Annotated in this window: 22 protein-coding genes and 1 tRNA gene; 18 read left to right on the top strand and 5 right to left on the bottom strand. The window is 64.3% G+C overall.

All coding sequences use genetic code 11. From position 1 onward, the window contains the following. Window positions 1–87: 87 nt before the first annotated feature. The 10 genes from ADJ79_RS01655 to ADJ79_RS13790 all read left to right on the top strand — a co-directional run bounded on the left by ADJ79_RS01655 (window position 88) and on the right by ADJ79_RS13790 (window position 10,270). Window positions 88–2,004 (top strand): 3'-5' exonuclease, encoded by a 1,917-nt coding sequence (locus ADJ79_RS01655; protein WP_050714505.1) that lies wholly within the window; start codon window positions 88–90, stop codon window positions 2,002–2,004. Window positions 2,005–2,323: 319 nt separating this feature from the next. Then, window positions 2,324–3,529 (top strand): AI-2E family transporter, encoded by a 1,206-nt coding sequence (locus ADJ79_RS01650; protein WP_050716334.1) that lies wholly within the window; start codon window positions 2,324–2,326, stop codon window positions 3,527–3,529. Window positions 3,530–3,715: 186 nt separating this feature from the next. Continuing rightward, on the top strand, window positions 3,716–4,468 hold the full coding sequence (rpsB, locus tag ADJ79_RS01645) for a 30S ribosomal protein S2 (protein WP_050714504.1): 753 nt from the start codon (window positions 3,716–3,718) through the stop codon (window positions 4,466–4,468). A 117-nt stretch (window positions 4,469–4,585) separates the two neighbouring features. Further along, a complete protein-coding gene (gene tsf / locus ADJ79_RS01640; RefSeq protein WP_050714503.1) occupies window positions 4,586–5,476 on the top strand; it encodes a translation elongation factor Ts in 891 nt (296 codons plus the stop codon). Window positions 5,477–5,583: 107 nt separating this feature from the next. Next, entirely contained in the window at window positions 5,584–6,306 is a 723-nt protein-coding gene (gene pyrH / locus ADJ79_RS01635; RefSeq protein ID WP_050714502.1) for a UMP kinase, read from the top strand. 11 nt (window positions 6,307–6,317) lie between these two features. Then, complete coding sequence (gene frr / locus ADJ79_RS01630; RefSeq protein WP_050714501.1) at window positions 6,318–6,878, top strand: ribosome recycling factor; 561 nt, start codon at window positions 6,318–6,320, stop codon at window positions 6,876–6,878. A gap of 117 nt (window positions 6,879–6,995) precedes the next feature. After that, a complete protein-coding gene (gene uppS, locus ADJ79_RS01625) occupies window positions 6,996–7,733 on the top strand; it encodes a polyprenyl diphosphate synthase (protein ID WP_050714500.1) in 738 nt (245 codons plus the stop codon). Then, a complete protein-coding gene (locus ADJ79_RS01620; protein ID WP_050714499.1) occupies window positions 7,727–8,572 on the top strand; it encodes a phosphatidate cytidylyltransferase in 846 nt (281 codons plus the stop codon). Before uppS ends, ADJ79_RS01620 begins: the two co-directional genes overlap by 7 nt. A gap of 6 nt (window positions 8,573–8,578) precedes the next feature. Then, window positions 8,579–9,769 carry a 1-deoxy-D-xylulose-5-phosphate reductoisomerase gene (locus ADJ79_RS01615; protein ID WP_050714498.1) on the top strand — a complete coding sequence of 397 codons (1,191 nt, stop codon included), beginning with the start codon at window positions 8,579–8,581 and terminating at the stop codon, window positions 9,767–9,769. Between the two features lie 204 nt (window positions 9,770–9,973). Beyond that, window positions 9,974–10,270, top strand: coding sequence for a hypothetical protein (locus ADJ79_RS13790; RefSeq protein ID WP_156303954.1), 297 nt, complete (start codon window positions 9,974–9,976; stop codon window positions 10,268–10,270). Here ADJ79_RS13790 and ADJ79_RS14910 read toward each other — a convergent pair. Continuing rightward, complete coding sequence (locus tag ADJ79_RS14910; protein WP_172674002.1) at window positions 10,261–10,419, bottom strand: hypothetical protein; 159 nt, start codon at window positions 10,417–10,419, stop codon at window positions 10,261–10,263. The two genes, ADJ79_RS13790 and ADJ79_RS14910, sit on opposite strands and share 10 nt — an antisense overlap. A gap of 50 nt (window positions 10,420–10,469) precedes the next feature. Then, window positions 10,470–10,724, bottom strand: coding sequence for a GlsB/YeaQ/YmgE family stress response membrane protein (locus ADJ79_RS01605; protein WP_233199920.1), 255 nt, complete (start codon window positions 10,722–10,724; stop codon window positions 10,470–10,472). A 388-nt stretch (window positions 10,725–11,112) separates the two neighbouring features. On the opposite strand from ADJ79_RS01605, the gene ADJ79_RS01600 reads away from it, so the two are divergent. From ADJ79_RS01600 to ADJ79_RS01570, 8 genes are all read left to right on the top strand, one after another. Then, window positions 11,113–13,149: a M3 family metallopeptidase gene (locus tag ADJ79_RS01600; protein WP_050714496.1), complete on the top strand. Its 2,037-nt coding sequence runs from the start codon at window positions 11,113–11,115 to the stop codon at window positions 13,147–13,149. A gap of 61 nt (window positions 13,150–13,210) precedes the next feature. Next, the gene (locus ADJ79_RS01595; RefSeq protein WP_253273845.1) at window positions 13,211–13,834 is read left to right on the top strand and encodes a DUF4124 domain-containing protein; all 624 of its coding nucleotides are present in this window, start codon (window positions 13,211–13,213) and stop codon (window positions 13,832–13,834) included. Window positions 13,835–14,215: 381 nt separating this feature from the next. Next, on the top strand, window positions 14,216–14,443 hold the full coding sequence (locus ADJ79_RS01590; protein WP_233199922.1) for an SWIB/MDM2 domain-containing protein: 228 nt from the start codon (window positions 14,216–14,218) through the stop codon (window positions 14,441–14,443). 148 nt (window positions 14,444–14,591) lie between these two features. Continuing rightward, the gene (locus ADJ79_RS01585) at window positions 14,592–16,040 is read left to right on the top strand and encodes a sodium:solute symporter family protein (protein ID WP_050714493.1); all 1,449 of its coding nucleotides are present in this window, start codon (window positions 14,592–14,594) and stop codon (window positions 16,038–16,040) included. A gap of 310 nt (window positions 16,041–16,350) precedes the next feature. Next, window positions 16,351–17,526, top strand: coding sequence for an efflux RND transporter periplasmic adaptor subunit (locus ADJ79_RS01580; RefSeq protein WP_050714492.1), 1,176 nt, complete (start codon window positions 16,351–16,353; stop codon window positions 17,524–17,526). A 372-nt stretch (window positions 17,527–17,898) separates the two neighbouring features. Beyond that, the gene (locus tag ADJ79_RS13785; protein WP_172674001.1) at window positions 17,899–18,048 is read left to right on the top strand and encodes a hypothetical protein; all 150 of its coding nucleotides are present in this window, start codon (window positions 17,899–17,901) and stop codon (window positions 18,046–18,048) included. Then, window positions 18,035–21,274: an efflux RND transporter permease subunit gene (locus ADJ79_RS01575; protein WP_050714491.1), complete on the top strand. Its 3,240-nt coding sequence runs from the start codon at window positions 18,035–18,037 to the stop codon at window positions 21,272–21,274. The genes ADJ79_RS13785 and ADJ79_RS01575 overlap by 14 nt, the downstream gene beginning before the upstream one ends. A 64-nt stretch (window positions 21,275–21,338) precedes the next feature. Beyond that, window positions 21,339–21,425 (top strand) — tRNA-Leu (locus ADJ79_RS01570). A 169-nt stretch (window positions 21,426–21,594) separates the two neighbouring features. On the opposite strand, the gene ADJ79_RS01565 is transcribed toward ADJ79_RS01570, so the two are convergent. From ADJ79_RS01565 to ADJ79_RS01560, 3 genes are all read right to left on the bottom strand, one after another. After that, window positions 21,595–24,081, bottom strand: a complete 2,487-nt coding sequence (locus tag ADJ79_RS01565; protein WP_050714490.1) for an adenosylcobalamin-dependent ribonucleoside-diphosphate reductase — start codon at window positions 24,079–24,081, stop codon at window positions 21,595–21,597. Continuing rightward, the gene (locus ADJ79_RS13780; RefSeq protein WP_172674000.1) at window positions 24,078–24,620 is read right to left on the bottom strand and encodes a hypothetical protein; all 543 of its coding nucleotides are present in this window, start codon (window positions 24,618–24,620) and stop codon (window positions 24,078–24,080) included. The genes ADJ79_RS01565 and ADJ79_RS13780 overlap by 4 nt, the downstream gene beginning before the upstream one ends. A gap of 314 nt (window positions 24,621–24,934) precedes the next feature. Next, the gene (locus ADJ79_RS01560) at window positions 24,935–25,708 is read right to left on the bottom strand and encodes a ferredoxin--NADP reductase (protein WP_050714489.1); all 774 of its coding nucleotides are present in this window, start codon (window positions 25,706–25,708) and stop codon (window positions 24,935–24,937) included. Window positions 25,709–25,820 lie beyond the last annotated feature (112 nt).

Here is a 25,820-nt window from a genome sequence, read left to right as displayed (position 1 = left end):
TTCACTAGGACCTGAGGCGGATTTAATGCGAAAAACGGAAGTCGATGACGTGTGCATCATGTAACTATCCATGTGTATCATTTACAGATGGCCGTTTTCCCCCAGACCTATTCCCGTATCCACGATGCCTGCGAGAACTCCGGCGAGCGCCTGGTGATGGAGCAGCTCAAGCGCTGCCTGCCCGATGAATGCGTGGTGTGGCACGACATTCCCGTGGGGCCGCTGCAAAGGCAGCCCGATTTCGTCATCTTCCACCCCGAACGCGGCCTGCTGGTGCTGGAAGTCAAGCACTGGAAGCCGGGCAGCATCCGCAAGGCCAATCTCTCACGCATTACCTTGCAAGACGGCAACAGCCCGCATCCCATGCAGCAAGCGCACGAGTGCGTTTTGCAGGCCATGAGTCCGATTCAGCGCGATGCGCAGCTGAAGCAGGCCAGCGGCCCTTACGCGGGCCATTGCGCCGTGCCCTTTGGCTGGGGCGCGGTGATGAGCCGGATGACAGAAGACGACGCGGCGGCGGCGAAGCTGCAAGACATCTTCCCCGCCAGCCACACGCTGTTTCGGCCCGATTTGGCCGACAGCGTGCCGCCCGCCGCCTTTTGCGAGCGCCTCTGGAGCCTGCTGGACAAAGGCTTTGCCGCGCGCCTGAGCGCCAGGCAGCAAGAGCGCGTGCGCTGGCTGATCTTTCCCGAAGTGCGCGTCACCAATTGGTCTGCCGCACAAAAGGCCGCCGTTGAAGCGGCGGGCCAGTTCGCCATTCCTGACCTGATGCAGGTGATGGACCTGAACCAGGAGCAAGCGGCCCGCTCGCTGGGCGAAGGCCACCGCGTGATTCACGGCGTGGCCGGATCGGGCAAGACCATGATCCTCATCTTTCGCGCGCAGCACCTGGCGCAGCGCAACACCACGGGCCGCCCCATCCTCGTGCTTTGCTACAACCGCCCGCTGGCCGGGCGCATTGAGCACCAGCTGGCCGCGCGCGGCATCACGCCCGAGCAAGTGCAAGTCAGCACATTTCACGGCTGGTGCAGCCGCATGCTCAATGACTGCCGCCTGCCGCGCCCCAAGCGGCAGGCCAACAAGGAAGCGGACCTGGCCGCCCTGGTTGATGCCGTGGAGCAGGGCATGCACAAAGGCCAGGTGCCCAAGGGCGCCTACGCCGCCGTGCTGATTGACGAAGCGCACGACTTTGAAGCCGCCTGGCTGCGCATGGCGGCCCAGCTGCCCGACGAAGCGCAGTCGCTGCTGGTGCTTTATGACGATGCGCAGGCCATCTACCGGCGCAGCGGCAAGCGCCTGCCCAGCTTTATCAAGATGGGCATCAAAGCCCAGGGCCGACGCACCAGCATCCTGCGGCTCAACTACCGCAACACGGCGGAAATATTGGCCCTGTCCATGCTCTGCGCGGACGACTTGCTGGATGAAGCCGACGAAAGCGACACGCGCATGCCCTGCATACACCCCGGCAGCGCCGGGCGGCGCGGCCCGCTGCCCCATCTGCTGCGCTTTGCCACGGGCCGTGAAGAAGCGCAAGGGCTGGCCGCGCGCATACACGAGCTGGTGCAAAGCGGCGTGCCCGCGCAAGACATCGCCGTGCTCTGCCGCGAAAAACGCAACTGGGAGCTGCTGAAAACGGCCCTGCGCCAGCGCGGCATCGAGGCCGAGGTCTATGTCAGCGGTTCTGTCAGTGGTTCGGCCAGCAGCCATGCCAGCGGCGGCGCGCAGAAGAAAAACCAGCTGGACTGGAACGCCTCCAGCGTGAAGCTGCTGACCATGCACGCCGCCAAAGGGCTGGAATTTCCGCACGTCTTTCTCATGCGGCTGGACCTGCTGCCCGCCCAGGCCGCCGCCGAAGAAGACGAGTGGCGCCTGCTGTATGTGGCCATGACCCGCGCCACCGAGCAGCTCACCCTCTCGTGCGCAGGCGATTCGCCCGCCGTCAGCCGCGTGCAGCAGGCGCTGGAGCGCCTGCCCGGCCTGCTGCCCGCGCGGCAGAGCGGGTGAGGAAAGGCCAGCCTGCCAGACGGCATCAGAATTTGTTCACGAAAACAGGAGCAAATTCAGGTGGGTAAAAATACCGTTCAGCGCAGTTTTCACTAGGACATCATGCTATGGATAGCGGAGCGAAAAAGCGGCTGAACGTTCAGCCTTGCCCATGCGCGGCCTGCGCCTGCGGACAGATGGCAAACAGGCGCTGAGATGGGCCAGGCTGGCTCCATGAGCCGCTCGCGCGCGGCGTTTTTTGCTGCCGCGCGCGGCGGGCGCTGGCCGGTTCACGGTTGGCTCCCTGGTTGGCTCTCTGGTTGGCTATAGTGCGCGCGCCATGAACACCCCACAACTGCAACGCACCGTTTTCCTGCTGCTGCTGGCGGCTGTTTCCATTGCCTTTTTGTGGGTGCTGGCGCCGCTGTGGGGCGCGGTGTTCTGGGCGGTGTTGATGGCCATTTTGTTTCACCCGCTGTTTGACGCGCTGTGCCGCCGCCTGAAAGGGCGGCGCAATGCGGCGGCGCTGCTGACGCTGCTGGCTTTCTTGCTGATCGTGGTGCTGCCTGCCACGCTGCTGATTGGCGCGCTGGTGAACGAAGCGGCGGCGCTGGTAGAGCGCATGCGCGACGGGCAGATTGATTTCCGCGCCTACGCGCAGCAGATCATGGCGGCGCTGCCCAAGTGGCTGACCGACGTGATGAAGCGGCTGGACCTGGTGGACGTGCAAAGCGTGATGGACCGCTTCTCTGACGGCTTCATCAAGGCCGGGCAGATGCTGACCGGGCGGGCGCTGGCGCTGGGGCAGAACGCGCTGATGCTGGCGGTGAACGTGGCCATCATGCTCTATCTGATGTTCTTTTTTCTGCGCGACGGGCGGCAGCTGGCGGCGCTGATCAGCGACACGGTGCCCATGTCGCGCGCGCAAACGCGCTATCTCATGCGCAAGTTCGCCACCGTGGGGCGCGCCACGGTCAAGGGCAACGTGGTGGTGGCCGTGGTGCAGGGCATGCTGGGCGGGCTGGCTTTCTGGGCGCTGGGCGTGCACGGAGCCGTGCTGTGGGGCGTGGTGATGGCGGTGCTCTCGCTGCTGCCCGCCGTGGGCGCCAGCCTGGTGTGGGGGCCGGTGGCCATCTATCTGCTGGCCACCGGGTCGGTGTGGCAGGGCGCGGGGCTGGCGGCTTGGGGCATGCTGGTGATCGGCATGATCGACAACGCGCTGCGCCCGGTGCTGGTGGGCAAGGACACCAAGCTGCCTGACTATCTGATTTTGCTGACGACGATTGGCGGCCTCTCGCTCTTTGGCCTGTCGGGTTTTGTGGCCGGGCCGGTGATTGCCGCCCTGTTCATGGCCGCCTGGGCGCTGTTCAGGCACGCCAATGGCCGCGTGCTTGCCGACCACGAGGAAGACTCTGGCGCAGATGCGGCGCAGGAGGACGAAGACCCGCAAGCCGCAGCGGACGGCGGCGCGCCGCAGGCTGAGGCACAGCCGCAAGAGGGCGAAAAGGAAGCGCCAGCGGATTCAGCGCCGGATTCGGCGGCCTGACCACGGCCTCTGAAGCGAGAAAAGGCGAAGGCCGCCATCCGGCGGAAAAGCTACAATCCGCAAGTTTTGCCCAGTCTGCCAAGGGCAAGACAAATTCCGACCCGGCCCGCCCAAGGTGCCGCGCATAACCCCAACAACGCGCGGCAAGGGGCCGGGGTTTCAAGACCCAACCTTCAGGAAAAACACATGTCCGTCACCATGCGTGAAATGCTGGAAGCCGGCGTCCACTTCGGACACCAGACGCGCTTCTGGAACCCCAAGATGGCCCCTTTCATCTTCGGCCATCGCAACAAGATTCACATCATCAACCTGGAAAAGTCGCTGCCGATGTTCCAGGAAGCGCAGAAATTCGCGCGCCAAATGGCCGCCAACCGGGGCACCATTTTGTTTGTCGGCACCAAGCGCCAGGCGCGCGACATCGTGGCTGAAGAAGCCCGCCGCGCCGGCATGCCCTACGTTGAACAGCGCTGGCTGGGCGGTATGCTGACCAACTTCAAAACCGTCAAAACGTCCATCAAGCGCCTCAAAGACATGCAGGCGCAGCAGGAAGCGGGGCTGGACAACATGAGCAAGAAAGAGCAGCTCCTGTTCGCCCGCGAGCTGGAAAAGCTGGAGCGCGACATTGGCGGCATTCAGGACATGACCGCGCTGCCTGACGCCATCTTCGTGATTGACGTGGGCTACCACAAGATTGCCGTGGCCGAAGCGCGCAAGCTGGGCATTCCGCTCATTGGCGTGGTGGACTCCAACCACAGCCCGGAAGGCATCGATTACGTCATCCCCGGCAACGACGACTCGGCCAAGGCCGTGACGCTGTACGCGCGCGGCATCGCCGACGCCATTCTGGAAGGCAAGGCCAACGCCGTGGACGAAGTGCTGAAAGCCGTGGCTGACAACGGCGACGAATTCGTTGAAGTGAAAGACGAAGCCGCTGCCTGATGAAGCCGCGCCCGCCTGCGCTTTTGCGTGACGCGAAGCGCCTGGGCGCTTGCAAAGGGGCTTGGCAGCCCCTTTTTTGTGAATTGAATCTGAACGAATCAACGGAGAAATCAAGAAATGGCTGCAATTACCGCAAAAATGGTGGCTGACCTGCGCGCCAAGACCGACGCGCCCATGATGGAATGCAAGAAGGCGCTGACCGAAGCGGACGGCGACATGGCCAAAGCCGAAGAGCTGCTGCGCGTCAAGCTCGGCACCAAGGCTGGCAAGGCGGCCAGCCGCATCACGGCGGAAGGCGTGGTGGCCGCTTTCATCGGAAACGGCGTGGGCGCGATGGTCGAAGTCAATTGCGAAACCGATTTCGTGACCAAGAACGACAGCTTTGCGGCCATGGCTAACGCCGCTGCCCGGCTGACTGCCGAGAAAAACCCCGCTGACGTGGCCGCGCTGGGTGCGCTGCCCTATGAGCAAGACGGCTTTGGTCCCACGCTGGAAGATGTGCGCGTGGGCCTGATCGGCAAGATTGGCGAAAACATGAGCTTCCGCCGCCTGGTGCGCAAGGCGGGCGGCAAAGTCACCAGCTACGTGCACGGCACGCGCATTGGCGTGCTGGTGGAATACGAAGGCGACGAAGTGGCCGCGCGCGACGTGGCCATGCACGTGGCCGCCATGAAGCCCGTGGCGCTGACCAGCGCCGACGTGCCCGCCGAACTGATCGAGCGCGAGCGCAGCGTGGCCCTGGCCAAGGCGCAGGAATCGGGCAAGCCTGCCGACATCGCCGCCAAGATGGTGGAAGGCTCGGTGCAGAAGTACCTCAAGGAAGTGGCGCTGTTCAGCCAGCCTTTCGTCAAGAACGACAAGCAGACGGTCGAGCAGATGCTCAAAGAGAAAAACACCAAGGTGACGGGTTTCACCCTGTATGTGGTGGGCGAAGGCATCGAGAAAAAGCAAGACGACTTCGCCGCCGAAGTGGCCGCGCAAGTGGCTGCTGCGCAAGGCAAGAGCTGAGCCGGCCTGGCCGGGTGGCTGCCTTGGCAGGCGGGCCGCCCGGGCCTGAACACACTGCCTGCCGCCCATGCGTTCCGCCCACAACAAGCACACGAGAGAGCCTCTTCATGCCACACGACACCCCTGCCCACAAGCGCATTCTGATCAAGCTTTCCGGCGAGGCGCTGATGGGAGACGACGCCTTTGGCATCAACCAGGCCGTCATCGGGCGCATCGTGGGAGAGATTGCCGAAGTCGCGCGCATGGGCGTGCAAGTGGCGGTGGTGATTGGCGGCGGCAACATCTTTCGCGGCATGGCTGGCGGCGCCGTGGGCATGGATCGCGCCACGGCCGATTACATGGGCATGCTGGCCACCGTGATGAACGCGCTGGCGCTGGCCGACGCCATGAACAAAACCGGGCTGACGGCGCGCGTGATGAGCGCCATCAGCATTGATCAGGTGGTGGAGCCTTACGTGCGCCCCAAGGCGCTCCAGTATCTGGAAGAAGGCAAGGCCGTGGTGTTCGCCGCTGGCACGGGCAATCCCTTTTTCACCACTGACACGGCGGCGGCCCTGCGCGGCGCCGAAATCGGCGCGGAGCTGGTGCTCAAGGCCACCAAGGTGGATGGCGTTTATTCCGCCGATCCCCGCAAAGATGCCCAGGCCACGCGCTACGCGCGCCTGAGCTTTGACGAGGCCATGACGAAAAACCTGGGCATCATGGATGCCACGGCTTTCGCCTTGTGCCGCGACCAGAAACTGCCGATCAAGGTGTTTTCCATCTTCAAGCCGGGCGCCCTCAAGGCCGTGGTCATGGGCGCGGATGAAGGAACCCTCGTTCACGTCTGAAGGAGCCGAACATGACGATTGCAGACATCAAGAAAAACCTCCAGGCCAAGATGGACCAGTCCATCGCCGCCTTCAAGAACAACCTCACGAAAATCCGCACGGGCCGCGCCAATCCGGCCTTGCTGGACACCATTCATGTGGAGTACTACGGCAGCCACGTGCCCTTGTCGCAGGTGGCCAACGTCTCGCTGCTGGACTCGCGCACCATCAGCGTGCAGCCGTGGGAAAAGAACATGGCCGCAAAAATCGAAAAGGCCATCCGCGAAAGCGACCTGGGCCTGAACCCCGCCAGCATGGGCGATCTGATCCGCGTGCCCATGCCGCCCATGAGCGAAGAGCGCCGCAAGGAAATGACCAAGCTGGTGCGCCATGAAGGCGAAAGCGCCAAGATCGCCATCCGCAACCTCCGGCGCGATGCCAATGAAGCCGTGAAAAAGCTCGTCAAGGACAAGGAAGCCTCCGAAGACGACCAAAAGCGCGCCGAGGCCGACATCCAGAAGCTCACCGACAAGCACATTGCCGAGATTGACGCGCTGGTGGCCGAAAAGGAAAAAGACGTGATGGCTGTTTGAGCGGGCTGGGCAGGCTTTGCGCGCCTGCTCTTTCCCGTCTGGCCCCGTTTCCGTCATCTCTCGACGCTTATTGCCGCTTGCCAGCGCGCTGCCCGCCCGTTTGGCTTTCCGCCACCCATGCCTTTCTTGCCGCCTTCCGCCCATCCGCTGCCCAGGCACATTGCCATCATCATGGACGGCAATGGCCGCTGGGCGCGGCAGCGCCTGTTGCCGCGCATCATGGGGCATCGCCAGGGCGTCGCTTCGCTGCGCCGCTGCGTGCAGGCGTGCGCGGCGCGCGGCGTGCAGGCGCTGACGGTGTTTGCGTTTTCTTCTGAAAACTGGCGCCGCCCGCCCGATGAAGTCAGCGGCCTGATGGGCCTGATGGGCAAGTCGCTCGCCAGCGAAGTGCCCGCCTTGCAGGAAGCGGGCGTGCGGCTGCGCTTTATCGGGCAGCTGAACGCGCTGGCCGAGGGCCTGCAAGCCGCGCTGGCGCAGGCCGAGGCGCAAACCGCCAGCGGCCAGCGCATGGCACTCAATGTGTGCCTGAACTACGGCGGCCGCTGGGACATCGTGCAGGCCGCAGCCCGGCTGGCCGCGCGCGGCGAAACCATCACCGAAGAAGCGCTGGGGCAGGCGCTCTCGCTGGCCTGCTCGTCTGACCCCGACTTGCTCATCCGCACCGGCGGCGAGCAGCGCATCAGCAACTTCCTGCTCTGGCAGTGCGCCTACAGCGAGCTTTTCTTCAGCGACCGGCTCTGGCCGGACTTTGACGAAGCCGCGCTGGACGAGGCCCTGGCCGCCTACGCCGCGCGCGAGCGGCGCTTTGGCAAAACCTCCGAGCAAGTGCAGCCACAGGACGGGCAGGCATGCTGAAGCAGCGCGTCATCACCGCCTTGGTGCTGCTGGCCGTATTTCTGCCCGCCCTTTTCGCGCCCGTGGCCGCGCCTTTTCTGGCGCTGACGCTGGCGCTGATTGCCGCTGCGGCCTGGGAATGGGCGCGGCTCAACGGCCTGGCTGGCGCGCCGGCCCTTGCCACGGGGCTGCTGTGCGCGGCGCTTTGCGCCGGGCTGTGGCTGGGCGGCGCGGTGGCGCGCCCCCTTCCCGCCTTGTGGCTGGGCGTGGGCGCGCTGTGGATCGCCGGCGGCGCGTGGCTGCTGCGCCGTGGCGTGGCGGGCTGGCCGCGCGTGCCGCTGATTGCGCGCTGGTGCGCAGGGCTGGCAGTGCTGACGGCCGCCTGGCTGGCCATGGCGCAAGCGCACGGCATGGGCGTGAACTTTCTGCTTTCCGTGCTGGCGCTCGTTTGGACGGCCGATATTGGCGCCTATTTCGCTGGCCGCGCCTTGAGCGGGCGCCTCACGCACGGCGCGAAGCTGGCCCGCAACATCAGCCCCGGCAAAAGCTGGGAAGGCGTGTGGGGCGGCATGGCGGGCGTGCTGCTGCTGGCCGCTGGCTGGGCGTGGCTGGATGACGCGGCCCGCCCCAGCCTGTTTGCCCGCCTGCACCAGGCCGGGCCGCTGTGGCTGGCGCTGGGTGTGCTGCTGCTGGCGGGCATGAGCGTGGTGGGCGATCTGGCCGAGTCCCTGGTCAAGCGCAGCGCCGGCATGAAAGACTCCAGCGGCCTGCTGCCCGGCCACGGCGGCGTGCTCGACCGCATAGACGCCCTGCTGCCCACGCTGCCCCTGGCGCTGGCGCTGGCCGGGCTGATGGACTGACATCCCATGAAAAAACAACGCCTGGCCGTGCTTGGCTCCACAGGCTCCATTGGCGCCAGCACGCTGGATGTGGCCGCGCGCCACCCTGACCGCATTGAAGTCGTCGCGCTCACGGCCGCCACGCAGGTGGACAAGCTGCTGGCGCAGTGCGAGCGCTTCCGCCCCCGCGTGGCAGCCATGGCCAGCGCCCCCCATGCCGCGCAACTGGCCGAAAAAATCAGGCAAAAAGGGCTTGAAACCCGCGTGGATACCGCACCGGCAGCCATTGAAAACATCGCGTCCAGCGCAGAGGTGGACACCGTCATGGCCGCCATCGTCGGCGCGGCGGGCCTGGCGCCCTGCCTGGCCGCCGCCCGCGCGGGCAAGCGCCTGCTGCTGGCCAACAAAGAGGCGCTGGTCGTCGGCGGCAGCCTGTTCATGCGCGCCGTGCGCGAAGGCGGCGCCACGCTGCTGCCCATCGACAGCGAGCACTCCGCCATCTTCCAGTCCTTGCCCGAAGACCCCGCCACCTGGGGCCAGCGTGTCGAGCGCATCATCCTCACCGCTTCAGGCGGCCCCTTTCGCACCTGGGAACCGGCCCGGCTGCGCAGCGTCACGCCCGAACAGGCTTGCGCCCATCCCAACTGGCGCATGGGCCGCAAAATTTCCGTGGACTCGGCCACCATGGTGAACAAGGCGCTGGAAATCATCGAAGCGCACTGGCTCTTTGGCATGCCGCCTGAAAAACTTTCCGCCCTCATTCACCCGCAAAGCGTCATCCACTCCATGGTTCAGTATCTGGACGGCTCCATCGTCGCCCAGCTGGGCACGCCCGACATGCGCGTGCCCATCGCCTACGGCCTGGCCTGGCCGCAGCGCATGGCATCCGGCTCGCCCGCGCTGGACTTTGGCGCCTTGCAGGGCCTGACCTTTGAAGACATGCAAAGCCACGGCCACCCCGCGCGCTTTCCGTCCCTGGCCCTTGTCTGGCAAGTGCTGCGCGCGCCTGAAGGCGCCTGCGCCATCTTCAACGCCGCCAATGAAGTGGCCGTTGAAGCCTTCTTGCAAGGCCGCATCCGCTTTGACCAGATTCACGCCGTCATCCAGTCCACGCTGGAAGCCGCCGCTTGCCACCCCGCGCCCGATCTGCCCGCCCTGCTCGCGCTGGACGCCAGCGCGCGCCGCACGGCGCAGGAAGCGGCGCGCAAGCTGGCCTGAAAGCCTGTCAGCTCTTCGTCCGCCCGATGGGCAGGCGCCGAAGCGGCTACATCGAAACACAGGGCGGCTGGCGGGCGAAGGGGGCTTCTGGTTCATCTTTCGCTTGCCAGGGACTAACAAAAACAGGAGCGAATTCAAGGGGGTCAAAATACCGACTGGCGCATTTTTGACTAGGACATCATGCTATGAATTAAGGAGCTAAAAATGCCGTCCAATCAGCATAGTTTTATCGTTCATGCCGCGCTCATTTTTCAACCAACCCAATTCGTTTTTTGCCGTTTGCAGCCAAGCCATGAGCAGCTGATGGAGCAGGAAACGGCAGCACCAGTCCAAGGGCAAACGGGCATGCAGCCTGGGCGCGGATTGGGTTTGCCGCGATTCAGACAAGGCAGGCAGGCTTTTCCAAGGCAGGCAGGCTTTTCGTCAAAGCGGCATGACCATGAAAAAAGCGCCTTCAATGAGGCGCTTTTTTCATGGCTGGCAAAAGCCGTTCAACCTTGATGCGGGCGCTTGCCAGCGTTTTTCTTGCTGCGCGTGTGAGCGCCGCGCTCCAGGCTTTTGCGCTGGCCGCCGCCCAAGCGGGGCGCAGGCGCGCCAGGCAACGGCTTGGTGGCTTTGCGATCGGCTTCGGTAACGAGTTTGTTGCCCATGATGTGAAGTTCCTTTCAAGTAACGGCGGGATTGGAAAAACCGGATATTGTCACTGCTTTTTGGCTATTTGGTTATAGATGAACAAGGCGATGAGCGCGCCAATGATGGAAGCGCCCCAGCCCATGCGCGAGCCTGCCGGGTACAGCCCCAGCGCACCGCCGCCATAGCTGGCCAGTACAGACCCGGCCATGCCCAGCAGCGCCGTCGCGAAAAAACCCATGCTCTGATTGCCCGGCATGAGCGCCCGCGCTATCAGCCCCACGATAAAACCCACGATTACGGCAACGATGAGATCCCACAGCATCCGGCTTGTCCTTTGCAAACGATGGAAAGGACTGACTGTAGCGGCGAATCTGCCGCAAATCCGGCGCGCTTGCACAAACCCGGCCGCCGCAGGCGCATGGCTGGCATGCCATGAAGGGATATTTCCGGCCAGCGGTGTTTTCAGGTCTTTCATATTCATACAAGCTCATGCAGGCGAATATCATGACCGCCCAGGCCTGTATGGCGTTCGCAGGAGCCGGGCGGCTTTTGTTTCCATGCCGTTCAGTGCACGCTTTTTCTGAATGCACGTCTGGATATACGCTCAGTCACAGCCTGGCGGCAGATTGGATTGATTCACGTCCTTTCCACCCATTGCCTTGTTTGCCGCCGCTTGATTTTTTTATTCCCTCGCCCCATTTGCCCGCGCCATGACTGCTGAAAACCCCCTGTTCAATCTTTCCCCTCTTCCACGCTTTGATTTGATTCGTCCCGAGCATGTGGCCCCGGCCATTGACGCGCTGCTGGCCAAGGCGCGCGCTGCGCTGGAGGAGGTGACGGCGCCTGGCTTTGCCGCCAGCTGGCAGGCGCTTTCGGCCACGCTGGATGTGGCGACCGAGCGGCTGTCTCTGGCCTGGGGCGTGGTCAGCCACCTGAACGCCGTGGCTGACACGCCCCAGCTGCGCGCCGCCTATAACGCGGCTTTGCCCAAAATTGCCGAGTTCTACACGCGCCTGGGCTGCGACGAGCGCCTGTATGCCAAATACAAGGCTATCGACGCCAGCGCGCTCAATGACGAGCAACGCCAGGCGCTGAAAAATGCCTTGCGCGGTTTTGTGCTGGGCGGCGCGGAGTTGCACGGCGAGGCCAAGAAGCGCTTTGCTGAAATTCAGGAGCGCAGCGCCGAGCTGACGCAGAAATTCAGCGAAAACGCGCTGGACGCCACCGACGCTTTCGCGTATTACGCCAGCGCCGAAGAAATGGCCGGTGTGCCTGACGATGTGAAAGCCGCCACGCGCGCCGCCGCCGAAGCCGAGGGGCAAAGCGGCTACAAGCTCACACTCAAGCTGCCCTGCTATCTGCCGGTGATGCAGTTTGCTGTCAGCTCCGCACTGCGCGAGCGCCTGTATCGCGCCTATGCCACGCGCGCTTCCGACCAGGCCGAGGGCGATGCCCGCCGTTTTGACAACACGGCCATCATGCAGGAGATATTGGCGCTGCGGCATGAAGAAGCGCAGCTGCTGGGCTACCCGGACTTTGGCGCTGTCTCGCTGGTGCCCAAGATGGCTGAATCGCCCGAAGAAGTGGTGCGTTTTTTGCGCGAGCTGGCAGCCAAGGCGCGCCCCTACGCCGAACGCGATGTGCAGGACTTGCGCGACTACGCCCGCAAGGAGCTGGGGCTGGACGATCCGCAACCCTGGGACTGGACTTACCTGAGCGAGCGCCTGCGCGAGGCGCGTTACGCCTTCAGTGAGCAGCAAGTCAAGTCTTATTTCACGCTGCCCAAGGTGCTGGCGGGGCTGTTTCGCATTGCCGAGACGCTGTTTGAAATCAGCATCCGCCCCGATCAGGCGCCCGTGTGGCACAGCGGCGTGAGTTTCTACCGCATCGAGCGCAATGGTCAATTGCTGGGCCAGTTCTATCTGGACCCTGCCGCGCGCCCCGGCAAGCGCGGCGGCGCGTGGATGGATGACGCGCGCTCGCGCTGGCTGCGCCCCGACACCGGCCGGCTGCAAACGCCCGTGGCCTATCTTGTGTGCAACTTCGCCGAAGGCGTGGACGGCAAGCCCGCCTTGCTCACGCATGATGACGCGACCACGCTCTTTCACGAATTCGGTCACGGCCTGCACCACATGCTCACGCAGGTGGACGAGCGCGATGTTTCCGGCATCAGCGGCGTGGAGTGGGACGCGGTGGAGCTGCCCAGCCAGTTCATGGAGAACTTCTGCTGGGAATGGAACGTGCTGCAACACATGACCGCCCACGTGGACACGGGCGAGCCGCTGCCGCGCGAGCTGTTCGACAAGATGCTGGCCGCGCGCAACTTCCAAAGCGGCATGCAAACCCTGAGGCAAATCGAATTCGCCCTGTTCGACATGCTGCTGCACACCGCCAGGGAGCCGGTGAAAGACGTGCAGGCCCTTTTGCTGGCCGTGCGGCAGGAAGTGGCCGTGCTGCACCCGCCGGCCTGGGGCCGCATGGCGCACACCTTCAGCCACATCTTCGCGGGCGGCTACGCGGCCGGTTACTACAGCTACAAGTGGGCTGAAGTGCTGGCCGCCGACGCATACGCTGCTTTTGAGGAAACCGTCACGCCTGACGGCCAGCACAGCCTGGAAACCGGACGAAAATACCGCCAGGCCATTCTGGAGGCTGGCGGCAGCCGCCCCGCCATGGAGTCATTCAAAGCTTTCCGGGGCCGTGAACCCAGCCTGGATGCGCTCCTGCGCCACCAAGGCATGGCCTAAAGTGTGCCACTCACTAGGAGAAAACAGACCAATGAAATCCGCTCGCTCACTGCTTCTGCCCGTGGCTGCCCTGACTCTGCTTGCAGGCGCCGCGCAAGCGCAGGTTTATCGCGTGGTCGGCCCTGATGGGCGCGTCACCTTTTCAGACAAACCACCCGTCAATGCCAGCCAGCCCGTTACGGCCCAGCGCAGCGGCGGCAGCCCCGTGCCCGCCACAGCTCCCAACGGTCTGCCATACGAGCTGAACCAGGTGGCGCAGAAATACCCTGTCACTCTCTACACAAGCACAGACTGCGCTCCTTGCGACGAGGGCCGCAGCTACCTGAACCAGCGCGGCATTCCCTACGCCGAAAAAACCATCGCCACCAACAACGACATTGCTGCGCTGAAAAAGCTCACGGGCGGCGATACGACTTTGCCCGCCCTCACCATTGGCGGCCAGCGCCTGGCGGGCTATTCAGATGTGCAGTGGGGCCAGTATCTGGACGCGGCTGGCTACCCCAAAACCTCCCAGCTGCCATCCAGCTACAAGCGCCCTGCACCGGCCGCGCTGTCACCCATCAAGATCGCGCCCGCAACGCCTCAAAAAACGGAAGACAGCGCACCAGATGCCAGCGGCTACCAGCCGCCCAGCGTCACTCCTCCTGGCCCATCGGCTGACAATCCGGCGGGCATTCGTTTCTGAGAACCTGTTCAGAGCGCCCGAGACCCCGTTTGAAGCCGCCTCCGGGCGGCTTTTTCTTGTGCTTTTGCCTGCAATTGGCGGCTCCAAATCCTGAAACGACTGTTGCGGCGTGAATGAAAAGGGGAACGCAAAGTCAATACAGGCGTGCCAGTTTGTAAGAAAACGGGGTACGGAAGCTCGAAAAGGCGTTTCACGCGCTTGCGCAGCTCTGCTTATCCAGTAGCATCGCGGCCAGCCGCCTTGGGGCGCTGCGCATCAGGGCTGCTTTTTTTTGTTCTGGACATTTATTTCCAAGGATCAACCATCATGGCAACTGCAAAAAAAGCAACTGCTAAGGCCCCTGCGGCCGCCAAGAAGGCTCCCGCCGCCAACAGCGGCTTCATGAAGCCCCTGACCCCCAGCCCGCAGCTGGCCGCCATCATCGGCAGCAAGCCCATGCCCCGCACCGAGGTGACGAAAAAAGTGTGGGAATACATCAAGGCGCACAAGCTGCAAGACGCCGCCAACAAGCGCAACATCAACGCGGATGCCAAGCTCAAGGAAATCTTCAAGAAGCCCCAGGTTTCCATGTTCGAGATGACCAAGCTCATCAGTGGCCACCTGTCTTGACTGACCGGCTTCAACGGTCACTGTCAGACCGGCCTGCGGGCCGGTTTTTTCTTGCCTGTTTTTTCATTTGCGAACCTCTGAAAAAAGACGGGGTTCACTGGTAATAATCGCGCCTTTTTTCAACCACCTGACCCTGAAAGGCTGCACGATGCTCGTGGGCTTTATCGTCCTGTATTTACTGGCTTCAATTGGCGTGGGGCTGTATGCGGCGCGGCGCGTGCACAACACGGCCGATTACGCGGTGGCCGGGCGCAGCCTGCCCATAGCCGTGGTCATCGCCACGACTTTTGCGACCTGGTTCGGCTCCGAAACCGTCATGGGCGCGCCCGCGCAGTTCATGGCCAACGGGCTGGGCGGCGTGGTGGAAGAGCCTATTGGCTCCAGCCTGTGCCTGGTGCTGGTGGGCCTGTTTTTCGCGCGCAAGCTGTATGAGCTGAACATCATCACCATTGGCGACTACTACCGCCAGCGCTACGGGCGCGTGGTGGAGGTGGTGTGCTCGCTGATGGTCATCTTCAGCTACCTGGGCTGGGTGGGCGCGCAGATCACGGCGTTGGGGCTGGTGTTCAACATGCTCAGCCACGGCTCGATTTCACTGACCTGGGGCATGGCGCTGGGCACGGCGGTGGTGCTGCTGTACACGCTGTACGGCGGCATGTGGTCGGTGGCGCTGACGGACTTTGTGCAGATGATCGTCATCGTGCTGGGCCTGATGGCCATTGCCTGGTACGCCGCCGGCCTGGCAGGCGGCGCGCAGCGCGTGCTCGAGTTCACGGCCAGCGAGGGCAAATTCCGTTTCTTCCCCACGGGCGGCGCCAAGGAGTGGCTGTTTTTCGTGGCAGCGGCCATCACGATGATGCTCGGCTCCATTCCGCAGCAGGACGTGTTCCAGCGCGTGATGTCATCCAACAGCGTGCAGACGGCGCGGCGCGGCCCCATCGCGGGCGGCCTTCTGTATCTCGTGTTCGCCTTCGTGCCCATGTTCATCGTGATGGCGGGCCTGCTGGTGGTGCCCAACGCCGCCCAGGTGCTGGCCGACGATCCGCAAAAGCTGCTGCCCACGCTGGTGATGAGCCACATGCCCATCACTTTGCAAGTGGCCTTTTTCGGCGCGCTGCTGTCGGCCATCATGTCCACGGCCTCGGCCACGCTGCTGGCGCCTTCCACCACCTTTGTGGAAAACATCTTGCGCAACCTGCGCCCCGGCATGAGCGACGCGCACACGCTCAAGGCCATGCGCGCCAGCGTGCTGATCTTCACCATCTGCGTGCTCACCTACGCCATCACGATGGAAGGCTCGTCCATCTATGACCTGGTTTCGGGCGCCTACCAGATTCCGCTGGTGGGCGCGTTCGTGCCGCTGGTGTTTGGCATCTACTGGCGGCGCGCTTCCACGCAAGGGGCCATGCTGGCGGTGGCGATGGGGCTGGGCGTGTGGCTGCTGTTTGTGGCCAGCCCCATGCTCCGGGCCGCTTTTCCGCAGCAGCTCGCGGGCTTGCTGGCCGCTGTCATCGGCATGGTGTTCGGCTCGCTCGCCCCGCAATGGCTGCCCAACCAGAAGGAATACGCGCCGCAGTATCGCGGCAGCCCCGCGTGAAAACCTGTTCATGGTCTGGCCCTGGCCATGAGGGGCGAAAGTGCAAACCGGGGCAGCAAACCGCAGACGGGTCTCGTGAGCCAGTGAAGATTTGCAACATCCACGCCCGGGTCCGCACTGGCTCTGGCAGGGCGCTTGCAAGGCGTGCGGCGCCTTGCTGCCGCCTGAAGCCGCAAGGCGCGCTCCGGCATTTCTAAAATGCCGCCATCCGCCTGAAACGGCCCCGCTGCTGGGGCCGTTTTGCATTGGCATTTGAGCTGGGCGCGCATTTTTAGCGCGCCGACGGCTTCACTTTTCAAGGAGCGTCTCCATGCAACGCCACTGCTTTGCCACCGCCGCCGCCCTGGCCGCCGCCTTGGCGCTGGCCGCCTGCGGCAAGCATCCCGCCGCGCCCGCGCCTGTGCGCGCCGTCAAGCTGATGACCGTGGCCGCCGCCCCGGCTGCCAGCCAGCCCGAATATGCGGGCGAAGTGCGGGCCGAAGTGGAATCGCGCCTGGGTTTTCGCGTGGCGGGCAAGATCATCGAACGCGCCGTGGAGCCAGGCCAGCATGTGAAAAAAGGCCAGCTTCTGGCCCGGCTGGATGCGCGCGACTACCAGCTTGCCGCCGATGCGGCGCGCGCCCAGACGGCCGCCGCGCAGGCCCAGCGCGATCTGGCCGCCACGGATCTGGAGCGCTTTTCCGCCCTGCGCGACAAAGGCTTCATCAGCAGCGCGGAGCTGGACCGGCGCGCCACGGCGCTGCAATCGGCTGAATCGGCGCTCAAGCAGGCGCGCGCGCAGCTGGCCGCCCAGGGCAATCAGGCGGGCTACACCCATTTGCTGGCCGATGCCGATGGCGTTGTCACCGGCGTGGATGCCGAAGCGGGCCAGGTGGTGGCCGCAGGCGCGCCCGTCGTGCGCCTGGCGCGCGACGGCGCGCGCGACATTGCCTTTGCCGTGCCTGAAGGCCAGGCGCAGCGCCTGGCGGCTGGGCAAAACGCCACCGTGCGCCTGTGGGCCAGCGATGAGAAGCTGCCCGCCCGCATCCGCGAGATCGCCGCCAGCCCCGACCCTGCCACCCGCACCTATACCGTCAAGGCCGCCCTGCAAGGCCAGGCCGCTGCCAGCGCCCCGCTGGGCGCCACCGCCTACGTCATGCCGGAAAGCGCCGCCCAGGCGGGCGCCGCCGCCCTGAGCCTGCCGGGCAGCGCCCTATGGCAGGCCGCTGACGGCCAATCCGCCGTCTGGCGCTATGACCCGGCCAGCAGCGCCGTTGAGCAGCTGAATGTGCAAGTGGGCGGCGTACAAGGCGATAGCGTGCTGATTAGCGGCGGCCTGCAAGAGGGCATGCAAATCGTCACCAGCGGCGTGCACGCCCTCCAGCCGGGCCAGAAGGTCAGCATCTACAAGCCCCGGGCCGCCGCCGAAGCCGCTGAAGCTGCCGAAACGGCGCAAGCCCAAGACGCGCCGCCATCCGGCAGCCCGGACAGCGCCACCGCTCCATGACACGGCTCAGCAACACCGCCCGGCAACGCCGCTCAGGCACGCCAGATCATGCGCCTGCTTCAGAAACAGGAGCGAATTCATGCGATTGAAAACGCCGCTCGCGCAATTTCCACTAGGACCTCATGCTATGAATAGAGGAGCGAAAACAAGCCCTCTTCTTCTCAGAACCTGTTCAAAGTCTGGCCGCAAGGGGCGAAAGTGCGGTTCGAAATGGGCTGCAAGGCGCAGACTGCTTTTGTGGCCCGGCAAGGATTTGCAACGCCGCACAGCGCCTTGAGACCGCCATGTCCGCACTGGCCGCAGCCACGGGCAGACTTTGGACAACCTTTCAAACGCGCACCGCGCCGTCATTGAACGTCATTGAAAAATGGATTGCGTCACAAAAAACGCCATGAAGAAAAAGAAAGCCTTGCCGGGCGGCTGGAGCTTGAAATGAATCATCCGGGCGGGCATGCCCATCCGGCGGCTCATGACGCCGCCGCCGCAATTGAAAAGAAGAGGAATATTGATGCAGGCCAGTGAGGTGAATGCGGGCGGCAGCCGTTTCAATCTTTCGCGCTGGGCGCTGGCGCACGCGCCGCTGGTGCGCTATCTGATGGTGGCGTTCATGCTGCTGGGCGCGGCCGCCTACTTTCAGCTGGGGCAGGATGAAGACCCGCCCTTTACCTTCCGCGCGATGGTGGTGCGCGCCTGGTGGCCGGGCGCCAGCGCGCAGCAATTGGCCGAGCAGGTGACCGACAAGCTCGAGCGTGCTTTGCAGGAAGTGCCTTATGCCGACAAAATCGTCAGCTATTCCAAGCCGGGCGAAACCACCATTACCTTCCAGCTCAAGGAATATTCGCCCGCGCGTGACGTGCCGCAAATCTGGTACACGGTGCGCAAGAAAATAGGCGACATGCGCGCCACGCTGCCCCAGGGCGTGATCGGCCCGTATTTCAATGATGATTTTGGCGATGTCTATGGCGTGATTTACGCGCTTCAATCCGGCGGCGGATTTTCGCAGGCTGAAATGAAAACCATCGCCGATGATGTGCGCCGGGAGCTTTTGCGCGTGAAAGACGTGGCAAAAGTGGAGATTTTCGGCGCGCAAGACGAAAAGATTTATATCGAGGTTTCGCAAAAGCGCCTGGCCGAGCTGGGGCTGGACATGAACGCCGTGCTGGCGCAGCTGGGGCAGCAAAACGCCGTGGTTTCAGCCGGCAGCGTGGAAACGGCGCTGGAAGTGGCGCCCGTGCGCGTGAGCGGCGCTTTCGGCTCGGTGCAGGCGCTGCGCGACATGCCCATTCGCGGCCCTTCGGGGCGGCAGCTGCGCCTGCAAGACATCGCCCAGGTGCGGCGCGGCTATGTGGAGCCGCCGCAGGTGAAGGTGCGCCACGATGGCAACGAAGTGATTGCGCTGGGCGTGTCGATGGCCAAGGGCGGCGACATCATCGCCCTGGGCAAGGCGCTGAAAGAGGCGGCGGCCCGCATCGAAAGCACGCTGCCCGCCGGCATGACGCTCCAGCAGGTGCAGGACCAGCCCGCCGTGGTGGCCGGCTCGGTCAATGAATTCGTGCGGGTGTTGGTGGAGGCCGTGGCCGTGGTGCTGGGCGTGAGCTTTCTCTCGCTGGGCCTGCACAAGCGCCCCGGCGGCCCCCATCCCTTGCGGCGGCGCTGGGTGCTGGACTCGCGCCCCGGCCTGGTGGTGGGCATCACCATTCCGGCGGTGCTGGCCATCACTTTTCTGCTCATGTATTACTGGGGCATCGGGCTGCACAAGGTGTCGCTCGGCTCGCTCATCATCGCGCTGGGGCTGCTGGTGGACGACGCCATCATTGCCGTTGAAATGATGGTGCGCAAAATGGAAGAAGGTTATGACCGCCTGCGCGCCGCCACATTTGCCTACGAATTGACGGCCATGCCCATGCTCACGGGCACGCTGATTACCGCCACGGGTTTTCTGCCCATCGGCATTGCCAAATCAACGGTGGGCGAATACACCTTTGCCATATTTGCCGTGACGGTGATTGCGCTATTGGCCAGCTGGGTGGCTTCGGTGATTTTCGTTCCGCTTTTGGGCACGTGGCTTTTGAAAACGCCGCCGCACGTGGCGCATGCGCGGGAAAATGCCATTGAAAACCGCCGCGAAAACACTCTTGAAAATAGCCATGAAAATGCGGCTGAAAATACCGGCGAGCTGCACGACAATTTCAACACGCCTTTTTACATGGCCTTTCGCCGCCTGGTGGCCTGGTGCGTGCGGCGGCGCTGGCTGACCATTGGCGCCACGGCGCTGGTGTTTGCGCTGGGCATGGCGGGCATGGGGCGGGTGCAGCAGCAGTTTTTCCCCGACTCCACGCGCCCCGAAATCCTGGTGTCGCTCTGGCTGCCCGAAGGCGCCAGCTTCGCGGCCACTGAAGACGTGGCCACGCGCGTGGAAAAGCGCATCCGGCAAGCGCCGGGCGCTGCCAGCGTGAGCGTGTGGATTGGCTCGGGCGTGCCGCGCTTTTACCTGCCGCTGAACCAAATCATGCCGCAGAGCAACGTGGCGCAGCTCATCGTGCTGTCGCAGGACATGGCCGCGCGCAATCACCTGCTCGGCAGCCTGCCCGCCCTGCTGGCGCAGGAATTTCCGGAAGCGCGCGCGCGCGTCAAGCTCCTGTCCAGCGGGCCGCCCGTGGATTACCCGGTGCAGTTCCGCGTGATCGGGCCTGATCCGCAGCAGCTGCGCGCCTACGCCAACGAAGTCAAGGCCGCCCTGCGCGCCAACGCGCACATGCGCGACGTGAACGACAACTGGAACGAGTCCATCAAAACGCTGCGCCTGCAAATTGACCAGGCCAAGGCGCGCGCGCTGGGCGTATCCAGCCAGTCCATCGCGCAAGCGCTGCACGTCATGCAAAACGGCGCGGCCGTGGGCCAGTACCGCGAGGGCGACAAGCTCATCGATATCACCTTGCGCCAGCCCGCCAGCGAACGCGGCGCGCTCGACAGCCTGGCCGGCGCTTACGTGGCCACCGCCAGCGGCAAAGCCATTCCGCTGGCGCAAATCGCCACGCCCGTGCTGGCCTGGGAGCCGGGCGTGATGTGGCGCGACAAGCGCGAATACGCCATCACCGTGCAAGGCGACGTGGCCCGGGGCATGGAAGGCGCCACCGTCACGGCGCAACTGATGCCCGCCCTGCGCGAGCTGCAAGCGCGCTGGGCCAGCCAAACGCCCGGCTACCGCCTGGAAGTGGCCGGCGCCACCGAAGAAAGCAGCAAAGGCTCCGCCTCCATCGCCGCCGGCGTGCCCGTCATGCTGTTCATCACCTTCACGCTGCTCATGCTCCAGCTGCAATCGTTCAGCCGCGCCATGCTGGTCTTTCTGACCGGCCCGCTGGGCATCGCGGGCGTGGCCGCCGCCCTGCTGGCGCTGAACCGGCCATTCGGCTTCGTGGCCCTGCTGGGCGTCATCGCCCTCATGGGCATGATTCAGCGCAACTCGGTCATCCTCATCGACCAGATCGAACTCAACCGCCGCCACGGCATGAGCGCCAGCCACGCCATCGTGGAAGCCGCCGTGGGCCGCCTGCGCCCCATCGCGCTGACGGCCGCCGCTGCCGTGCTGGCCATGATTCCCCTCTCGCGCAGCGTGTTCTGGGGGCCGATGGCCGTGGCCATCATGGGCGGCCTCATCGTCGCCACGGCGCTGACCCTGCTGGCCCTGCCCGCCATGTACGCGGCGTGGTTCCGCGTGAAGGCTGAACCAGAGGGCGCAAGCCCGTAGAATCCGCCTCTTTCGCAGCGGGCTGCATGGCAATTCACGGCAAGCTTCGCGGCGGCCCCAAACCGCGCGGGTGGCGAAATTGGTAGACGCACCAGGTTTAGGTCCTGACGCCCGCAAGGGCGTGCCGGTTCGAGTCCGGCTCCGCGCACCACGGCAAAAAGCCCTTGGGTCAGTTGTGGCCCAAGGGCTTTTTTTTGCCCGCTCGCTTCAAAAAAGATAGCTGCCAATCCAGTCTGCGCCAGGACTTGCGGGCGATGGGAGCCATGCACAAAAAAGTCCGGCGCGGGCCGGACTTGGTTGCGGGAGCGCGGGAGCGGGAGTCAGCCGCAGCTGCCGACGAAGCCGCACTGGGTGCAGTAGTCGCAGCCGTCTTTGCGGATCATGGCGCGGGCGCCGCATTCGGTGCATTTCTTGCCGGCCATCATGCCGGGGGTGATGGCGTGGGCGCCGTCGCTTTGCGGCGCGTCCTTGGCGGCCTGCAAGGTTTCTGCGGCGGGCAAATCGCCTTCGGCAAAGAGCGAGCCTTGGGCGCGGCGGGCGATGAGGTCTTCAATGGCATAGCCGATGGCGGCCACTTCGCTGTCGTGCCAGCGGGGCACGCGGGTGCCGTCGGCCTTCTGGTAGGTGCCCAGGCGCACGGGGCCACGGTCCCAGGTGACTTTGCGCAAATCTTCCAGCGCGCGATCCAGAAAGCCGCCGCGCGCGGCCAGGCTGAGCGAGCGCATGGTGGCGGTGATCCATTGCTGCGATTCGCCGTTTTGGCCCACGGGCATGAAAAATTCGATGGCGCGCTCCACGGTGCCTTTGCCGTCGGCCGTGGGCATGGGCAGGAAGGTGACGATGAGGTAGAGGCGCTGCGGGCCTTCGCTGGTCCAGTAGTCGATTTTTTCGGCCACGGCGGGAAGCCCGCCGGTGGGGCGTTTTTCAATGACGGTGCGCATGGGGTCGTCCGCATGGCCGTGGCGCGGGCTGGCGGGCGCGGCGTTTTCCTGTTTGGGCGCTTCGGCTGGGGCGGCTTCAAGCACGGAGCCGACGATGGCGTTGGGCCGGTAGGTGGCCAGGCCCTTCAGGCGGGCCTTCCAGGCTTTGGCGTAGAGGTCCTTGAAGTCGTCATACGGGTAGTCGGCCGGGACATTGACGGTTTTGGAGATGGAGGTGTCTATGAAGGGCTGCACGGCCTGCATCATGGCGATGTGCTCTTCGGCGGTCATGGCCAGGGCATTGACGAAGTAGTCGGGCAGGTGGCTGACGTCGCCGCCTTGCGCCTTGTAGAGGCGCCAGGCGTGGTCTTCCACCTGGTATTCGCTGCGGGAGCCGTCGGCTTCGCGCTTTTTGCGGGTGTAGGTCCAGGAAAAGGGCGGCTCGATGCCGTTGGAAGCGTTGTCGGCAAAGGCCAGGCTGACGGTGCCGGTGGGGGCGATGGACAGCAGGTGGCTGTTGCGGATGCCGTGCTTGCGGATGGCGTCCTGAATGTCTTGCGGCAGGCGGCTGGCGAAGGTGCCCTGGCCCAGGTACTGGGTGGCGTCAAAGCGGGGGAAAGCGCCTTTTTCCTTGGCCAATTCGATGGAGGCGCGGTAGGCGGCGTTTCGCATGGCTTCGGCGATGCGGGCGGCCATTTGGCGGCCTTCGTCGCGGTCATAGCGCAGGCGCAGCATGGCCAGCGTGTTGCCCAGGCCCGTGAAGCCCACGCCAATGCGGCGCTTGGCGGCGGCTTCGGCGCGCTGCTGCTCCAGCGGCCAGAAGGTGACATCCAGCACGTTGTCCAGCGCGCGCACCTGGGTGGCGACGACTTTTTCAAAGGCGTCGAAGTCAAACACCGGCTCGCCGCCTGCGCCAAAGGCGTGGCGCACGAAGCGGGTGAGGATGATGGGGCCCAGGTCGCAGCAGCCGTAGGGCGGCAGGGGCTGCTCGCCGCAGGGGTTGGTGGCCTCGATGGTTTCGCAGTAGTTGAGGTTGTTGTCGCGGCGGATGGCGTCGATGAACAAGATGCCCGGCTCGGCGAAGTCGTAGGCGGACTTCATGATGGTGTCCCACAGCTGGCGGGCGGGCAGGCGCTTGTAAACCCACAGGCCGTCTTGCCGCTGGTAGCTGCCGGATTCGCGCAGGGCGGCTCCGGGGCGCGCCTTGTGCACCAGCTCCCAGTCGGCGTTTTTCTCCAGCGCCTGCATGAAGGCGTCGGTCACACCGACGGAAACGTTGAAATTGTTCCAGCGGCCGGGCGTGCGCTTGGCGGTGATGAAGTCGAGCACGTCCGGGTGGTCGATGCGCAGCACGCCCATTTGCGCGCCACGGCGGCTGCCCGCGCTCTCCACGGTGGCGCAGCTTTGGTCAAACACGTTGATGTAGCTGCACGGGCCGGAAGCGATGGAAGCGGTGCCCTTGACCTCGGCCCCGCTGGGGCGGATGCGCGAGAAGTCATAGCCCACGCCGCCGCCGCGCCGCATGGTTTCGGCCGCTTCGCGCAGGGCTTCGTAAATGCCGGGGTAGCCATCGTCGGCCACGCCCTGGATGGCGTCGCCCACGGGCTGCACGAAGCAGTTGATGAGCGTGGCCTGAATGTCGGTGCCCGCCGCACTCATGATGCGCCCCGCGCCAATGGCGCCCGCCTTGAGGTTGGCCAGGAATTTGGCTTCCCATTCGGCGCGCAGAGCGGGTTTTTCGGCGGAAGCCAAGGCGCGCGCCACGCGAGCGAAGAGCTGGTCTTCGGTTTTTTCCTCTTTCTTGAGGTATTTCTCGGCCAGCACGTCCTGGCTGATGGGCTGCACGGGCAATTCCAGCCGGCTGGCGGCGATGTCTTCATGTTTCATGGGCGGGCAAGGAGCGAAAGAAAAAACAATCCTCTGCGCATGTGCCGCAGAGGGGAAAACCGGGGAGAGACGGCTGCACAGGCGTGAGACGCCGGAGGCTGGCGGAGATGGCGGAAAACAAGCCGGAAAACAGATGGCCAGCGCTGGAAAAAACGGGGCGGATTGTGGCATTCCCGGATGCGTTTCGGGGCGCATGAAAGCGGGCTAAATATTCCCCATCCACAGGTTTGCTGCGGTTTCTGTAGCAGCTTTTCCAGCATTGAAAAGGCCCGTGCGGCGAGCGATTTCAAAGATGGCAATGTGTATCCAACGGAAAGGCGGATGCGGGCATCCGGCAGCGCTTCGCCAGCCGGGCGAGGGCGTGCGGACAGCGGGCGGCACTGAAGAAAAGAAGCTTGTATTCGCTCTTGCTTCAATAGCAAACCATCGCCGCCAAATAAGCGGGAAACCGCTTTTAAATGGGGCTGGATTTGCTCCTGTTTCTGATATGGCTCCACGGAATCAGCCAAGCAGGAACCCTGAAATTCGTGCCGGAGCATGGCCGCTCGATACCGTCCTTTGGTTTTCGCAGGCCAAGCCAGCTTACGAAAAGCTGATTTGGCCGCGAAAGGTTTCGGAACGGAGGGCAAGATGCAGGCCGCGCACGCAGGCGGAGAAGCGGCACGGGCGGCGCCATCGCGCGGCAAGGCGCTATTTTGCTCCTTTATCCATAGCGTCATGTCCTAGGAGGGACTGCGCGAAACGGTATTTTCAGCCGCTTGAATTCGCTCTCTTTTTCGATGCCGTCTGCCCGCGCGGTGCGTCGCACAGGCACAGACGCGCGGGCCATGAGCCGCAGTCTTTAAGCGGGCTTTTACTGCTCCACAAAAGCACGCTCGACCACGTAGTCGCCCGGCTGGGTGGTGTTGCCCTCTTTGAAGCCGCGCTTTTCAAGCACGGCCTTGAGGGACTTGAGCATTTCCGGGCTGCCGCAAAGCATCACGCGGTCTTCGGCGGGGTTGAGTTCGGGCAGGCCCAAGTCGCGCGCCATCTGGCCGCTTTCAATCAGATCGGGAATGCGCCCTTGCGTCTGGAACGGCTCGCGCGTGACGGTGGGGTAGTACTTGAGCTGGCCGCGCACCATCTCGCCCAGGATTTCATGCTGCGGCAGCTCGTGCGTGATGTAGTCGCGGTAGGCCAGCTCGGCCACCAGGCGGCAGCCGTGCACCAGCACGATTTGCTCGTAGCGCTCGTAGGCATCAGGGTCGCGGATGATGCTCATGAAAGGCGCCAGCCCCGTGCCCGTCCCAAACAGATACAGGCGCTTGCCCGGCAGCAAATAGTCCGTCAGCAGCGTGCCGGTGGGCTTGTGGCCGACGATCACCGTATCGCCCGGCTGAATGTGCTGCAAGCGGCTGGTCAGCGGGCCATCGGGCACCTTGATGCTCAGAAACTCCAGCGTTTCCTCATAGTTGGGGCTGACGATGGAGTAGGCGCGCAAAAGCGGCTTGCCATCCACGCGCAGGCCAATCATCGTGAAATGGCCGTTGGAAAAGCGCAGGCCCGGGCTGCGCGTGGTGGTGAAGGAAAAGAGGCGGTCGGTCCAGTGGTGGACGGTGAGGACTTTTTCGTCGTTGAAAGCAGCCATTTCGTTGAGTCAGTCAGAAGGCGGACAAACAAAAAAGGCGGGCCAGAGAGGCTGGCCCGCTGCCGTCTGCTGCATCTCGCAATCCATCCGCAGCAGTGGCGGGCATTTTCGC

Source organism: Ottowia sp. oral taxon 894, assembly GCF_001262075.1.
Lineage (GTDB): Bacteria > Pseudomonadota > Gammaproteobacteria > Burkholderiales > Burkholderiaceae_C > Ottowia > Ottowia massiliensis.
The sequence above is the reverse complement of the archived record's forward strand: the minus strand, read 5'-3'. Positions and strand labels throughout refer to the sequence as shown.